Origin of the sequence: Mixta mediterraneensis (assembly GCF_030283135.1) — a bacterium.
Taxonomy (GTDB): Bacteria; Pseudomonadota; Gammaproteobacteria; order Enterobacterales; family Enterobacteriaceae; genus Pantoea; species Pantoea mediterraneensis.
Genome location: NZ_JASUAZ010000036.1, coordinates 1 through 15,922, shown reverse-complemented (window position 1 = coordinate 15,922; position 15,922 = coordinate 1). Strand labels below are relative to the sequence as shown.

At 50.3% G+C, this 15,922-nt stretch carries 12 protein-coding genes; 7 read left to right on the top strand and 5 right to left on the bottom strand.

Annotated elements, in window-relative coordinates; all coding sequences use genetic code 11:
- Positions 1-14 precede the first annotated feature (14 nt).
- Together QRY16_RS16765 and QRY16_RS16760 are read left to right on the top strand one after the other, a co-directional pair.
- Positions 15-437 (top strand): DUF4186 domain-containing protein, encoded by a 423-nt coding sequence (locus QRY16_RS16765; RefSeq protein WP_289777401.1) that lies wholly within the window; start codon positions 15-17, stop codon positions 435-437.
- Between the two features lie 138 nt (positions 438-575).
- Positions 576-893, top strand: coding sequence for a KPN_00521 family repetitive protein (locus tag QRY16_RS16760; protein ID WP_289777400.1), 318 nt, complete (start codon positions 576-578; stop codon positions 891-893).
- Positions 894-971: 78 nt separating this feature from the next.
- Here QRY16_RS16760 and QRY16_RS16755 read toward each other — a convergent pair whose 3' ends face one another.
- Together QRY16_RS16755 and QRY16_RS16750 are read right to left on the bottom strand one after the other, a co-directional pair.
- Positions 972-2,093: an AI-2E family transporter gene (locus QRY16_RS16755; protein ID WP_289777399.1), complete on the bottom strand. Its 1,122-nt coding sequence runs from the start codon at positions 2,091-2,093 to the stop codon at positions 972-974.
- Positions 2,094-2,576: 483 nt separating this feature from the next.
- Entirely contained in the window at positions 2,577-6,353 is a 3,777-nt protein-coding gene (locus QRY16_RS16750) for an NAD(P)-binding protein (protein WP_289777398.1), read from the bottom strand.
- A gap of 592 nt (positions 6,354-6,945) precedes the next feature.
- Between QRY16_RS16750 and QRY16_RS16745 the strand changes: the two genes are divergently transcribed.
- Entirely contained in the window at positions 6,946-7,569 is a 624-nt protein-coding gene (locus tag QRY16_RS16745) for a DUF421 domain-containing protein (RefSeq protein WP_289777397.1), read from the top strand.
- 266 nt (positions 7,570-7,835) lie between these two features.
- Here the strand turns inward: QRY16_RS16745 and QRY16_RS16740 are convergent, their stop codons facing one another.
- Positions 7,836-9,029, bottom strand: a complete 1,194-nt coding sequence (locus QRY16_RS16740; RefSeq protein ID WP_193405249.1) for a zinc-dependent alcohol dehydrogenase — start codon at positions 9,027-9,029, stop codon at positions 7,836-7,838.
- A gap of 1,191 nt (positions 9,030-10,220) precedes the next feature.
- Between QRY16_RS16740 and QRY16_RS16735 the strand changes: the two genes are divergently transcribed.
- Both QRY16_RS16735 and QRY16_RS16730 read left to right on the top strand, forming a co-directional pair.
- Positions 10,221-10,667, top strand: coding sequence for an RcnB family protein (locus QRY16_RS16735; protein WP_289777396.1), 447 nt, complete (start codon positions 10,221-10,223; stop codon positions 10,665-10,667).
- A gap of 107 nt (positions 10,668-10,774) precedes the next feature.
- Entirely contained in the window at positions 10,775-11,611 is an 837-nt protein-coding gene (locus QRY16_RS16730) for a Cof-type HAD-IIB family hydrolase (protein ID WP_289777395.1), read from the top strand.
- A 157-nt stretch (positions 11,612-11,768) separates the two neighbouring features.
- On the opposite strand, the gene QRY16_RS16725 is transcribed toward QRY16_RS16730, so the two are convergent.
- The gene (locus QRY16_RS16725; protein ID WP_419776142.1) at positions 11,769-12,917 is read right to left on the bottom strand and encodes an iron-containing alcohol dehydrogenase; all 1,149 of its coding nucleotides are present in this window, start codon (positions 12,915-12,917) and stop codon (positions 11,769-11,771) included.
- Between the two features lie 290 nt (positions 12,918-13,207).
- Here QRY16_RS16725 and gntT point away from each other — a divergent pair, with 290 nt between their 5' ends.
- Complete coding sequence (gene gntT, locus QRY16_RS16720; RefSeq protein ID WP_193405031.1) at positions 13,208-14,524, top strand: gluconate transporter; 1,317 nt, start codon at positions 13,208-13,210, stop codon at positions 14,522-14,524.
- Positions 14,525-14,741: 217 nt separating this feature from the next.
- On the opposite strand, the gene QRY16_RS16715 is transcribed toward gntT, so the two are convergent.
- Positions 14,742-14,987: a hypothetical protein gene (locus QRY16_RS16715; protein ID WP_193405032.1), complete on the bottom strand. Its 246-nt coding sequence runs from the start codon at positions 14,985-14,987 to the stop codon at positions 14,742-14,744.
- 180 nt (positions 14,988-15,167) lie between these two features.
- Here QRY16_RS16715 and QRY16_RS16710 point away from each other — a divergent pair, with 180 nt between their 5' ends.
- The gene (locus QRY16_RS16710) at positions 15,168-15,326 is read left to right on the top strand and encodes a small membrane protein YohP (RefSeq protein ID WP_496201186.1); all 159 of its coding nucleotides are present in this window, start codon (positions 15,168-15,170) and stop codon (positions 15,324-15,326) included.
- Positions 15,327-15,922 lie beyond the last annotated feature (596 nt).

Sequence of the window (15,922 nt, the reverse complement as noted above, 5' to 3'; positions counted from 1 at the left end):
TTTACCGAGGTTTTATGTCTCAACTCGATGATCTTTTTCAGCGCTTGTCGCGCTCTCCCTTCAGGCAACGCTTTGCATTAGGCAGAACGGAATATGATTATTGTCTCAGCAAAGGGGAAACGCAGGTGCGGGATCACGCGGCTGACTTTATCAGGCAAAGACTGGCAGCGGCAGTACCGGTCAATGACGGTAAACAAACGCCGATGCGCGGCCACCCGGTATTTATCGCCCAACATGCCACCGCGACCTGCTGCCGCGGTTGTCTGAGTAAATGGCACAACCTCCCTCAACGACAGGCACTGACGGCTGAGCAACAGGCGTATATTGCGGACGTGATTTTGCACTGGCTCCATCTTCAAATGCAAAAGCCCGCTCCTGCAGCTAAAACGCGCGTAAGAAGCCAACCCGACGATAACCCGCAACTGGACTTACTATAAAGTTGAATTGCCCTTTTTATGATTATTTTTTCGCCGTTAACACCACTTTTTGCATTCCTGGTTTATTCTTAAATCTTTCGGGCATGGCATAGTCCAGAATAAATACCTGACACGGCACTTTTGACAAAAGAGGGAATTATGAAGAAAACAATGATTGTACTGTCTGCACTTTTACTGGCGTCCCCTGTTTTCGCCGCAACGACCACTGACGAAACGGTTGCTGAAGCGCATAAAGGCGCAGATACGGCAAAAGAAAAACTGCATCAGTCTCAGCATAAGGGTGAAGAGCTAAAACTCAAATCCAAACATGCAGCGGAAGGCAAAAGCAATGCCACCAGCAGCAAGATTGAGGAAGGCAGCCAGAAAACCTGGAATAAAACCAAAGAAGGCACTGAAAAAGGCTGGGATAAAACCAAGCGGGGTGCAGAAAATCTGAAGAATAAAGCGACTGACTAATTAATAAGTGTGTTGTTGAAAAGGAAACCCACCATCAGGTGGGTTTTGTATTTTTGGCCTGTTTTGTGCGAGGGAAAATTACTCTTCCGTGGCGGTATCGGAATGTTTTTTGCCTTCCTCAATAAACTCTTCATCAATCTCTACAATGTTCTCGCGGTTATCGCGCCCGGACAGTAAATTCCAGCAGGCGATAAATAGCGCGGCGATGACCGGACCAATCACAAAGCCGTTGATGCCATAAATTTCCATGCCGCCCAGCGTAGCAATCAGCACCATGTAATCTGGCATTTTGGTATCTTTGCCAACCAGTAACGGACGCAGGATATTGTCTACCAGCCCCACCACAATCACGAAAAAGCCAACCAGGAATAACCCTTTCCCTATTGCGTGCGTGGCAAAGAAGAAGATGGCGGCAGGCACCCAAATAATCGCGGAACCCACGGCCGGGATCAGAGATAAAAATGCCATCAGCGCACCCCATAGCAGGCTGCCGTCAATGTCGATAAACCAGAATGCCAGCCCACCCAAAATTCCCTGAACAATGCCAACTACCACCGTGCCTTTAACTGTCGCACGTGAAACGGCGGCGAACTTCATAAGCAGGTGATGTTTGACAAAGTTCGACAGGGGTAGCGCTTCCATAATCAGATGCACCAGATGAGAACCATCTTTCAACAGGAAGAACAGCAGGTACAGCATCACACCAAAACCAACGGTAAAACTGAAGGTACTTTTACCGATGATAAACACGCTGCCTGCGGCATACCGACCGCCTTTCAAGGCAAATTCGGACAGTTTTTGTTGGATCTGCGTGGCGCTGTCCAGGTTATGCTCAGCCAGGTAATGCTTCGCCCAATCCGGCAGATGCTGCATTAACTCAGCAAAAACTAGCGGGAACTGCGTCGAATTAGTCTGCAATTTGAGGTAAACCGTGTTGATCTCTACCGCCAGCGAAGAGGCAATAATCATTAACGGCGTAAAAACAATCAAACAGATACACAACAAGGTCAGCAGCGAAGCCAGCCCGTTGCGGTCGCCCAACTTGTTGCGCAGTATCGATTTTAGCGGATGGAAGATAACGGCTAACACAGCAGCCCACAAAATGGGCGAAAAGTAAGGACCTAACACGTCAAAGAAGGCGACCGTTACGATCGCTAAGATCAGCAGAAAAAAACCGATATTCAGTCCCTTAAAACGCATTGAACAACCTCATGTAAAACATCTCCTGGTCAGTGTGGATAGTTTTCAGTCACTGCATTAACAGCCAATAAAGCCATCAATACGTCACCGAAAAGTAAATAGGTAGTTTTTACCGCAGCCTGTATCAGCACGGCCTCGCCGACCCCTGCAAAAGCAAGCGGAAAAAGTGAGCATCAACTCGCGTCTGGACAGGGCCTGTTTTGAGTGGCGGCGACACAAATGCAGCAAGCCATATTAGCCTAGCGGTTTCCCTCGCAAATGAGTAGGTAAACAATATCTACAGGCGGGGGTGACCTGCTGATAAACGTTTCCAGCGTCATAAAAGATCAACCCATGAAGTCACCGCTACTGGCACTGCGCGCAGTCGCGCTTATGGCGGAAAGAACGGAACGAAGAGAGTCGATATCTGACTGGTTCAGGTATCGGTCAGTGCGATTTTTGTCTGAGAGGAAAAGGCCAGCCCAACTGAACTGGCCCGGTAGGCTACACAGACGTGTTTTGAGAAGGCAGCTGCGTCTTAACATTTTCCGCTGCTCGTTTTCCGGCAAGGAAAGCATGGTCGGAATTGTAATATTCCCATTCGCTGTAACGTCCCGACAGATGAATATCCTGTGTTAACAACCATTGGAGAATCAGCGCGACATTTGCCTGACGTGCATGATCGTACACAACATAGGCATACGGCATATCAACCTGAGTGGCTGAAAGAATCGTATCTTCAGAACGGATCATACCCACTTTAATGCAATCTTCACGGCAGCGCTCAATCAGCGCATCACCTTGCAGCGGTAGCGGTTTGTCTTCGCTGTAAGTCATTTCGCAGGTGAGTCCAAACCCTCCGGGTGGGTTGCAGTGTGGGCTGGCATTACCCTGGACAAAGATGCGGTGAAATAGCGTATCGCCGGGATAATAAATCCAGTGTTTTTCTGTCAGATTGGCACGATCGATGCCCAGATTTACACAGCGTACCGAGACGTAGCGCAGTTTTTTTGCGGCAAGTTGTACATTCTCAGGCACCTCGTCGCCCATCAGTTTGATCAATTCCGGGAGCGGCATCGTGCTAATCAGTTGTTCATAACGATAGTGACGGCCATCAGCCAGCATGGCGATATGCGCCTGTGGCATGATTTTTATCAGCGTAGCATCCGTTTCCAGCGTGCATTTCAGGTGCGGTAAAAAACCTGACATCAAAGCCTGAAAACCGCCACGCAGCGGATAGCCAAAGCGAGCGTTCGGGCCAACGGGCTTCGCTAACGGCTGGAGGGCACCATCGATAATTTGCGCCAGATCGGGTAACGGCACGCGCCCGCCAAGCCAGGAGGTTTCCATCTCGGATAGTGGCACTTTCCACAGCTTTTTGTTGTAGGGCAGGGCGAAGTGCTGAGCTATACCTTCTCCCCATGTACGCATGATAAATTGCTCAAAATTCTCTGATACGGCATCGCCTTCAGGCGCACAGGTTTCGCCATCCGGCACCGCACCATCGGCACAGCAATCGCGACGCTGGCGAGCCACTTCCAGCGGCACGGTGCGCGCTTGTGTTTCACCGTACCGTGCATTAATGGCACCCAGAATGCATTCCTTCACCACTTCGGCGGGCAAACCATACAGCGCCGACTGAAATGGATACCGCGTGTAAATGCCATCGTTATAAATCCAGGCTTCGCGCTCTTGCCAGTGCAGGTTATCCCCCAGCAGCATGTCATAAAGCTGCAATACATAGGGGTCCTGCGAAAACATAATGTGTCCGGCGTAATCAAAGGTAAAACCGTGATCTTCAACAGAGCGGCACCAGCCGCCGGGAGTCGCATTTTTTTCCAGTATGATTGCGCCTTCGCCGTAGTGGTAGCCTGCACTCAGGCCGGTCGGCCCCGCACCGATAATCAGACAGGAGACTTTTTCAGCCCCTTCGGTTGGCGGAGTTAGCCAGGTCACAGCGGTGGGGCTTTTTGCCGTTTCATCACTGTGCTGCGTGACTTCGCTGCCGTGGGATAAGGCCCGCTGCATTAGTGTATGGATTTGCCCAACGGTGCGATCCCAGGACGTAGCCGCTACTTTTGTCTGCATCTTTTCTGCCAGCGCCAGCCGCTCGACCGGAGTCAGTTTCAGCGCCGTTTCACAAGCCTGGATAAAGGCGTCATGGCTGTATGCCACTGAGACCAGATCGGTATAGTGCCGTTCAACATCGACAATTGCCGTGCTGACAATGGGCAGCTGCGCCGCCATATACTCCAGCACTTTGGTGGGCGAGATATAACGGGTGGAGGCATTAAGGGCGAAGGGCATCAGGCAAACATCCCAACCGGCGAGAAATTGCGGTAATGCCTGATAAGGTTGCTGTCCGAACCAGTGAATATTGCTGCGCTGCGGCAAACTGGCGGGATCGATTTTGACGACCGGACCCACCATAACGATTTGCCATTCAGGATGGCTGTCGGCCAGCGCAGCGATCAGCGGCAAATCGATACGTTCATCAATCACACCATAGTAGCCAAGCCGCAGTGGCGGAAGCGCATCCTGCAAAGGATGGCGATTGCTGCGATCCAGCGCCTGCTCAAAATGGATGGCGTCAACGCTGCTGGGAAAGCAATGGACTTGTGGATGTTTATCTTTTTTCGCTTCATACAGACTGGTTCCGCCGGTAAACACTAAATCGGCGCGCGTTAACAGGGCTGATTCACGCTGCTGCAATTGGCGTGGCGCATGATGAAATGCAGACAATTCATCCATGCAGTCATAAATCACCAGGCGCGGCTGGAAGGGGGTCAGTAACGGCAATGCCATCGGTGTATAAAACCATACCAGCGGATGTTCATCTTCTTCTACCAGGCTTGCCAGCAATAATTGTAAAGCGGCAATCTGGCTGTCGTGAAAACCGGGTGCATTTATGTCGGTATGCGGCTGGATGACGGTGATGTTTGTCGCAGGTGAGTTTTGTATCAAACCTGGCGGCCCCGCCTGATAAACCGGTTCCTCAATAAATAACACACGATAATGTTTTGCCAGACGCGTCAGTAAATGCTGTGGACGTTGGAACACAAACCCCCAGCGTAAATGGCTAAAGACGATTAAGGTAGGTTGTTTCATATTGTTCTCCTGAACATGCCGGGTAGAGAGGATAATGTTCTGAAAGTCATGCAGGCACTGCTGCGCCTGGCGTAAGGCACGGGCATACGGCTGTTGTAACTGGCGGGCGCAGGGATCCGGCCCTGTCCGATCGAGATCCCAAAGTCCGCTGCGGGTCCAGAAGTCAGGGGCCTCCCACAAGGGGCGATCAATCACGGGATAAAGGCAAATGCCCAGCACGTCAACGCCCGCCAGCTGTGCCTGGGCAACCTGAGCGCTAACCTGTGAGATCCACGCACCGCGCCCGCTGCCTACGTGGCTGGTTTCTGCCAGCAGAAGCGGCCGCTGGTAGCGCTGATATACGTCCAGCAGCATTTCATGCATCGGTTTTCGCCGCGCATCACCCAGATGCCAAAACAACCGTTGATTACTGATATTTTCCCATTGGTTGTCGTGGTAATAATTCACCCCGATCAGATCGAGGTAACGCGGATCGCCGCCCAGCCCCGGATCGCGCCGACCCGTCAGCATGTCCCAGGCCTGATATTGCGACTCGCACGCCAGCGTCGCCGCCTGCTGGCCAGATTCGCTGTCATCATGGGGTACGATATGAATCAGCGGATCGCAATGGAGAAAACGGGCGCGTGGATCGGCTTGCCAGATCGCATCGCAAGCGGCCAGCGTGGCGCGCACCAGTTGGCGTTTGATCGCATCGTCGCGATCCTGTTCCGGCGCATCAGGGCAGGCAAACAGACCGACAGCGATCCCCCAACTCAGAAAAGAAATTTCGTTCATGGGCGAATAGACTGGCGCATCGTCATACCAGGGCGCGAGAAAGCGCGCCAGCTCGCCACAGAAGGCAGCGAAACGAGGGACGAAGTCAGTGGAGAACAGGCTGGCATCCTCAGGCCAGCCGTAATGGCAGAGGGTCCAGCTCAGCTGAATACCCTGCTGACGCGCCGCCTGCATACGCTGCGTCACAGAAGAAAAATCATAATTGTCACCACGCTCACACAGGCGCCAGCCAGCACTTTCGCGTGCCGTGCGCATAGAAAACGCTTTGAGCGCGGCATAATCTTCTGAACAGCGTAGCTGGTGGGCATTGATATTATTCATTGCCAGCGCTTCGCCGTGCGGATTAATGTGATCGGCACCTTCATAGCCGGCCTGCCAAAAGCTGCGAAATGGCGTCATTGCGCCTCCTGTACGAAAACAGAGCAAAAACGTCCTGCTGACGTATCGTCCACAGACGAGTCAGATTAAAAGGCGATACGGTGCAGACTGGCTGGTCTGGCCATTCTGGGCAGTCAGCAATCCATGCAAAAGCAACGAGTTCACACTCAGGGAAGAATGAACCCAGGTAGCAGGTGATAGCGTGGCGAGGGGGTGGCGCTATCGAGATAGTATTTATTCCAAGTTTCTCTTACATCACAGCGGCGATATGGAAACCTTACGGAAAGTATAGGTAAGGCAATATTTTATGCAAATGGTTGAAGTAAAAAGAAAAAGCAAAGCGGCAGAGTATTTGTAGCAATAACGGGAAAACCCGTTGTAAACCTTCAGCTTTATGGCAGAAAGCGAAACGCCGGTTCGCGGTGGAGAGGATCTTTCGTCAGTTTTATTGTTATCAGCTGACGAATGAGAGCGATATTCGCTTTAACTTATTGCTTCGATTATACTTTTTCCACTCCCGGCGGCTTTACCACGCTCTGATCAGAATTCCTCCGGCGCTAAAGGGAATGTGACGGCTAAGCCGGTATATTTCATATGACCCAGGACGTTTTTAATGTTTTCATTCGACTGGCATCGATTTTTACTTAATGACCAACCGGCTACTTTCCTGTTTGAAGTGGTCGTCCGCGTTTTGCTGGCTTATCTGGTGGTGTTTACCTTTCTGAAAGTTTCAGGACGAAGGGGGATCCGCCAGCTTTCTCTGTTTGAGCTGGTGGTAATTTTAACCCTGGGATCGGCATCCGGTGATGTCACTTTTTATGATGATGTACCGGTGTTGCCTGTGATCCTGGTGTTTGTGGTACTGCTGTGCTTATACCGCTTCACGACTTATCTCACCGCTCACAGCGCACGTTTTTCAAAATGGATCCAGGGAGAGGTTATCACGCTGATTAAAGATGGGCTGTATGTGCTGGAAAGCCTGGACAGCCTCAATATATCTGAAGATGAGTTCTTTATGGAGCTTCGGCAGGATGGCGTCGAACATCTCGGACAAGTACGTCTGGCACTGATTGAGCTGGATGGTCAGTTGAGTATTTACTTTTTTGACGAAGATGAAAGACGTGCGGGCTTAAGCGTGTTACCCCCTGAACATCGACAGGATTTCACCCTTATGCCGACAACCGGCTTGTACGCCTGCACCCATTGCGGTCAGACAGCTGAGATAGCAGCACAGTAGGGTAAAAACTGCCCTCGCTGCAACGAAACGCTGTGGTCAGTTGCGCTTAAATCACGCTATTTGCGTTAATTTTTAAGCGCATCGCGGGCAGCTTTTGCCGCTGTGTTTTCAGGCAAGCGCACTCCATCGCGTTACTGACCAGAGCGGTCGAAAGCGCCTGCGGTAGCAATAGCGTGCCGGGCAGAACGTTGAGCGCTACCCGTTATTTTATACGTTCAAAGCCGGAGCTGATCAGCGGGCGGCCTATGTTTGCCGCCCCTTACGGCTTACAGCGTGGCTTGTGTCGCCCCCATGCCCGGCACCAGAATAACCTTGCGGCAATCCTCCTTACGCTTCTCAAAGATTTCATAACCGCGTGCAGCATCTTCCAGCGGCATATGATGAGTAACGATCTCTTCCGGGGTCAAATGACCTTGCTCAATCAGATTCAACAGATCCGGCAGATAAGCGTGAACATGGGTCTGGCCCATTTTGAAGGTCAGTCCCTTATCGAATGCATCGCCAAACATGAAGCCATGAATAAAGCCAGCATAAACTCCCGGTACGCTGACAATACCGCCACGGCGTACGGCTGCGATACACTGACGCAGCGCTTTGCCGCTGCTGCCCTCCAGCTTTAACGTGCTAAGTACGGTTTCGGTCAGGCTACCTTTGGCTTCAAAGCCAACCGCGTCAATCACGGCATCAACGCCACGATGTCCGGCGCTGTTTTCAATAATCCATGCTGCAGGATCGTCATTTTTATCGAAGTTAATGGGGATGACGCCGTAGCGCTCGCGCGCGAATTCCAGCCGATAATCATTGTGATCGATCATAAAAATCTGTTCGGCCCCCGCCAGACGCGCGCAGGCAGCGCTCAGCAGGCCGACCGGCCCGGCACCAAATATGGCTACACTTGACCCCTGTTTTATTTCAGCATTCTTCACCGCCTGCCATGCTGTGGGCAGAATATCAGAGAGAAACAGTACTTTTTCATCCGCTAACGTCATGGGCACTTTGAATGGGCCGGTGTTGGCTTTCGGCACCCGCACATATTCAGCCTGGCCGCCTGGCACACCGCCGTACAGCTTGCTGTAACCAAACAATGCGGCGGGGGGCGTAATATTTTTCCGGTTTAGTGCCGCACCTTTGCCGCTATTGGTATTTTCGCAGGCTGCATACTGATGCAGATGACAAAAGAAACAGTCGCCACAGGCGATGACGAATGGAATGACGACACGATCGCCTTTTGCAACAGCAGTGACCGCGCTGCCGGTTTCCACCACTTCGCCCATAAATTCATGACCAAAAATATCGCCGTGGCCGGTGCCAGGAATTTTGCCATGATAAAGATGCAGATCAGAACCGCAAATAGCGGTGGCGGTAACGCGCAGAATAATATCGTCAGCGGCTTCAAGGCCGGGATCGGGGACGTTATCGACGCTGACTTTATATGGACCGTGATAGGTTAATGCTTTCATCTGTTCGACTCCTTTGCTCAGTAAATTGCCGTCAGCTAAGGCGAATAAAATCGGTACGGTAATGGCGGCAATGTTCATCATGGGAAATGGGAGCCATTTGCCCAGATTAGTCATTCTGAACAGAAGTGTAGCCAGCGCCGTTAGATTAAGCCGAACGGCCCGGTGAGATAATCTGCTGTTTTAGCTGGTCTGGTCGGGTTTGTCGTCAGTGAGCGGGTGGTATGGCTAAAAGCGGTGATGCGCTGGCTATCGGCCAGGCATACCGGCGATAGCACAGCGAAAAGGTGAGCTGCGTCGGGTCCTGTTCAGGGTAATAACATCCATGTGCCGGTTTGTCACCGCAAAGCCTGTCGAACTAATGCATGACTTCTCCAGGCTGGCCTTCTACCTCAACAATTGCCAATTGAGACGAGTTATTTTCATTGTTTTAACATCTGAACAGGCAGGGCACATTTGATGTGCGGATATAAGACAGCTACCGCTACCTGACAGTGGGCTTATTCGCAAGGTTGATGTGATTTTATTAAAAGAGAATTTTTAGGACAGGACGCTATTTTTAGCATTAATTTATAATAAACAGGAGTTGATTAGCGGGCTGAAGTATTAACCTGTTTTGATAGCCGCTCTGAATGCTATTTTTTATTTCAGTTTTTTCCTGTTAAGTAAAAACAACTTTTATGCGTAAGGATATATTGAAAAATATTTTATTCAACATGATATTTTTTCAACCAACCGGTTTAAAAGAGATGCTATTCTTATCGCGCAGCACTCGTGATGTGGTGTTGTGTGCTTCAGTTTTCCCTTAATGGAGATTAAGGGTTTTACCCCGTTTGGTTGATAAAGATATTTATTCCCCGATCGTATTCGATCGGGTTTTTATTTTCCCTTTACTGGCTTCCTGGCGCATTTTTATATATTTCCCCGTCGCTTTTATTACGTTCCTTTGGTCTTTAAACTATTCTCTCAATTAAATTACATTTTTCTCGTTGTAATTAAACGCTGCTTGCTGAGCGGATTATTATTCATACCAATCTATGTCAGAAATGATGACAATCGTTAAGAAATAGATAAGGCAGTGTAATTGAGTGTAAGTTACCGATCTTTAAGACTTTTGGTGATGCTGATTCACCTCCATATGGTTAATGTAATCTCAACGGCGCTTCATTAGCCGTTATCATTGGAGGCAGTACCATGAAAAAAACAACATTAAGTCTTATCGCTTCACTTTTAGCATGCAGCACTTTGTTTTCCGGTACGACCTGGGCTGACGGGCCAGGCGGCCATCATGAACAATCGTGGCAGCAACAGCGTGAAGGTGGCGGCCATCATGAGGATCGCGGGCGCGGTCCGGGTCCAGCAAACCAGAGGCACGATAACCGCCATGATCAGGGCGGCCGTTCTCCTGAACATCGCAACAATCGCGATCATTTTGCATGGAACGGTCATGACTTCCGTCGCGGTCATGTGGTGCCGCACGAATATCGGGATAATATCTATCGCGTGAATGACTGGCACGAACGTGGCCTGCGCGAACCGCCTCGCGGTGAATACTGGGCTTATATCGACGGTAATTATGTGTTAATTGCGGCCGCGACCGGCATCATTACCTCGCTGATCCTGAGTAACGCATTTCATTAATTTCATCACGGATGGCTCAGGTCATCCGTGTTTCTCTCCGCTTTTCTTCTTCACCAGGCTATTCTGACAGTCAAATTTGTGTATCCCTTCCTGTTTAAGGAGTCATGATGACGACGGTTAAAATGGTTGCGGTTGATATGGACGGCACCTTTCTTGATGATAAAAAACAGTACAACCAGGCTCGCTTTCTCGCTCTTTATCAACAATTAACTGCCCGTGGTATCAAATTTGTCGTTGCCAGCGGTAATCAGTATTACCAGCTCACCTCTTTCTTTCCTGAAATTACGCATGAAATTGCTTATGTCGCTGAAAATGGTGCATGGATACTCGACCGCGATGAAGAGCTGTTTTGTGGATCATTTTCTCGTAGCGATATTGATGCCGTGATCGACACGTTGCAAAATGGCCATTATCCCGGCTTGCGCTATCTACTGTGTGGGCGCAACAGTGCCTATTATTTCGACGAAACCGATGAAAAATGGCTGGCGAAGATGCGCCATTATTGCCATCGCCTGAAAAAAATTGGCAGCATTGATGAAGCAAAAGATGACCGGTTATTTAAATTTGCGCTCAATCTTTCCGATGATTACGTCGAACCGTTGATGGCTGATATTGCGCGTTTGCATCAGGGCGCAGCGGCAGCAACCTCCAGCGGGCATGGTTCGGTGGATTTAATCGTTCCGGGTAATCATAAAGCGCATGGTTTAGGCCTGCTGGCGCAGCGCTGGGGCATTTCTCATGATGAAGTCCTGGCGTTTGGCGACGGAGGCAACGACCTCGAAATGCTGAAGCAGTCCGGTTTTAGTTTTGCCATGGGCAATGCGCCACAGCGGGTAAAAGGTGCCGCACGTTTTCTCGCCCCCAATAACAATGACCAGGGCGTATTGCAGGTTATTGAAGAGATGCTGGCGGGTGAGGGGCCTTTTGCGGAAAGTGCGCGCTGATCCTGGCTATAGGCTGGACATTAATGAACGCAATTATTCAGGCCGCAGGGCAGTGCTTCACTTCTTCATTGCCGCGGTAAATAAGGATAAAACTTCTGCATTTTGACTTTAATACTGACAGGCAGTGAGGCCGGGCAGCGTGCTGCCCGGTACTCCTTTAATTAATCGGCCATGCCTGCACGATCATTTCACGCATTTGCTCCTGGCTGTAGTTCACCCATGAATTTTTGCTGTTGGCACGAGCCAGAATCCAGTCAACCTCGGTTAATGTCAACGAAGGTCCTTCCTGCCAGAATGGGCTAATTGACTGATGTTGCAGCCAGTTTTTTAAATGCCGCGCCGGAGAAGCCGCCGTTTCACTAAACAGCTGCTGGTGTAATTCGGACATCAATTTTTGTTGTTCAGGCTGCTGGCTCTCTGCTAATTGCTCAAGGAAGGGAAATAGTAATCGTCCACACACTTCGCCATGATGGAAAGGTTTAATCGCGCCCAGCTCACCAGCGATGCCGTGAATCACCCCCAGCCCGGCACTGCTCAGGCTAACGCCTCCCAGCCATGACGCCATCATCATCGCTTCACGCGCATCGTCGCCCTCAGCATCTTTCCGATTCAACGCCGGCCACGCCTGAACAAATTGCTTCAGGCCGGTCAGAGCCAGCTGGCGGGTAAATAAATTTCCCTTATTTGATAAATAGGCTTCGAAAAGGTGGGTAAAGGCATCGATAGCGCAGCTTGCCAGCACGTTATCGGGCGCGCCCTTGAGCAGATCGGGATCGAGAATGGCCACCCGCGGCACGAATACCGGATGGCGCAGCGAGGCTTTGACCTGAATGTCATGTTGATCGGTAACTACTGCGTTCTGGGTGACTTCGCTACCGGTTCCGGCCGTGGTCGGCACGGCAATCAAGGGCAGTGTCACAGCCTGAACGGCGCTGTCACCCACTTTTTCCAGATAGCGTGCTGTTGGTAGCGGATGCTGGATCATCGCGCTAAATGCTTTTGCCGCGTCCAGCACGCTGCCGCCGCCTATCGCCACGACCCGATCAACGTGACCACGCCAGCGGGCGACCCAGCCGTCAATATCAGCAGGCGAGGCTTCATTACGCACTATTTCATAGCCAATAATGTGATCGTTTAAAGAGGTTTTTAAGCGTGCGTAAGCCGGGCCTTGCAGAAAAGATTGTCCGCAAAATAACAGGGTTGGTTGCTGCTGTGACGCTAATAACGGCACCAGCTTATCAAGGCTTCCGCGTCCAAACAGGGTTCGTTGATTACAGTGCAGCTCACTCAGATTCTCACTCACCAGCGCATCCTTTTAAGTTTTCGCTAAAATTTGAGTGTAACTAAAAGCGCGCCGCTGGCCTCTGCAAACTTTCTGATAACGCGTTGGCAAGAAGTTGATCACCTTCGCAAAACAGAAATTCATCATTGAGAGGGTGATGCTTTCACCGGAATGTTACCCTTAACATGTTATCGGTAACAGCAACTATCAGCCTGTTAACCTTTTTTACCAATGCAAAGTTTTGTAGCCCTCTGGGGAGCCGATAACAAACCGGCACGGCGTTTTATCGTCAGTGCGCAAGGTGGAGAAAAATTATGCCATTACTTTATGTGGCGATCGGCGTTGCGTTACTGCTGCTGCTCATGATCCGTTTCAAACTCAATGGTTTTATTGCGCTCATTCTGGTGGCTCTGGCGGTTGGGGTAATGCAGGGCATGCCGGTCAATAAAGTCATTACTTCTATTAAAAGCGGGGTGGGCGGTACGCTTGGCAGCCTGGCGCTGATTATGGGCTTTGGTGCCATGCTCGGAAAACTGTTGGCTGATTGCGGCGGCGCTCAGCGCATTGCCACCACGCTAATTAAAAAATTTGGTACGCAGTATATTCAGTGGGCTCTGGTGCTGACTGGTTTTACCGTAGGTTTCGCACTGTTTTATGAAGTTGGATTTGTTCTGATGTTGCCGCTGGTGTTCAGCGTAGCGGCATCGGCGCGCGTACCTCTGCTGTACGTGGGCGTGCCAATGGCCGCCGCGCTTTCTGTTACGCATGGTTTTCTGCCGCCGCATCCCGGTCCAACAGCAATCGCCACGCTGTTTAATGCCGATATGGGAAAAACATTGCTGTTCGGTATCTTACTGGGTATTCCAACGGTTATTCTGGCCGGACCGGTTTATGCGCGCTTTCTGAAAAAAATCGATAAACCGATCCCGGAAGGATTATATAACCCGAAAACGTTTACCGAAGCTGAAATGCCGGGCTTTGGCGTTAGCGTCTGGACGTCGCTAGTGCCGGTAGTGTTGATGGCGCTTCGTGCCATAGCGGAAATGCTGCTGCCAAAAGGACACGCGCTGCTTCCCTATGCTGAATTTTTTGGCGATCCGATCATGGCGACACTGATTGCGGTGTTGATTGCCATTTTTACCTTTGGTCTGAACCGTGGCCGCAGTATGGCAGAGGTAATGGATACATTGACGGATTCGATCAAAATTATCGCGATGATGCTGCTGATTATTGGCGGCGGTGGCGCATTTAAGCAGGTGTTAGTTGACAGCGGTGTGGATAAATACATTGCCAGCCTGATGCAGGAAACCCATGTTTCACCAATTTTAATGGCCTGGTCGATTGCTGCGGTACTGCGTATTGCATTGGGCTCCGCAACCGTGGCGGCGATCACCGCAGGCGGTATTGTGGCACCCCTCATTGCTACCAGTGGTGCCAGTCCGGAACTGATGGTGATCGCGGTAGGGTCGGGAAGCGTGATTTTCTCACACGTTAACGATCCGGGATTCTGGCTGTTTAAGGAATATTTCAACCTGACAATTGGCGAAACGATCCGGTCATGGTCAGCGCTGGAAACCATTATTTCCGTATGTGGTTTAGTCGGCTGTCTGCTGCTTTCCTACGCGATTTAAAGAGTGTCCGCCGGGAGACGCTTTCCTGGCGGCTCAACAAATTTTTTTCACAGGATCGCCAGCGCATCACCTTTAGGCCAGAGGCAAGACAGTCATGCTCTGAATCCAGCCGATAGCCCGGTGCGAGGCAATAGGTTCAGGCTGTACGCTTTTCAGGCTATGGATAAAAATTTCAGCAAAGGTAGGGGCCGCAACGTGCGGCCCAGACGCGCAGGGATTAGTGAGGTTGTTCGAAACCGGCTTTTACCATTTGTTCGCGCAGGGCACGAGTAATTTCACGGTTACCGCCAGTGACAGGATAAATCACATTGTTAACCACATCATCAAGGTAGTGTTCCTCAAACTCTTGCATGGTGAGCTGCGTGCCACCTTCATCATTGATGGCGAAAGAGCCTTGAATGTGATCGCCGCTATTTTTTGCCTTCAGGCTGTAGCGGCCCATGCTGGTATTAATCGAGCTCATAAGATCTCCTTATTACTGATTTCAAATTCATCACAATTTGGCCTGCCCTTGCCGCTTAAATTTTAGTCGGTGTCTGGAATAAAAACGAAACGGCGCAAGGTAAAAATCATCTTCTTGCGACCGTTCTCGCAGAAAATAGTGAGGCGAAATTGAGAGGCGTTTTACAGCCGACAGGAGCAGATGAAACCGGCAAAGGTAAAATTCTCACCTATACTGTTTACAACAAAGGCTTTTTTATGGGTAAGGGAGAAGGAAATGAAAATAATTTTGTGGATCATCGCCATCATTTTTATTGTTGGGCTGCTAACCCTGACCGGAGTATTTAAACTCATCTTCTAATAACACGGGCACCTGAGAAGGTGCCCGCATTCTTTTAAGCATTTAAAACACGCCATCCCCGTGACGCGACATTTAACCAGCACGCCTGTTGCAAAGCCTGCCTGATGCAGAAACGTTTTTAGGCTGGTTGATCAAACAGCGTCGTTCTGCCGCATCATTCCCGCTTCGTTTTCACACCCGATACCTGCTGCGGTAGTGAAGAAAAACAGGCTGATAGCTTCTTCTGGCCGGGTATTATTGCTGGCGGGGCAGGACTAACGGCTGAATTCAATGATGAAAGTGTCCTGAGGCCGCAGTGGTTGTTTGTCTGCTCAGCCAGGGTTTTAATCGGAAACAGGTTTTTCTGGGGGTTTTGTGAACATGTTAGCGGGAATTATCTAGCTTTTTGCGGCTGTTACACTTTATTTCAACAAGTTATCAAGTGACGAAACTTCAAACTATTGATATTACAAATAGTTACAGCAATGAAAAGTGTCAATACCGATCGAATTCTGACCCACCCTGCCAAAGTAAAACTGACCCACCCCCTTTGAATCATTCGAGCGTTGTTGCTTTCGTTTTCTTCTGGAGTTGACCGCTTTTCAGCTTATCTTTCA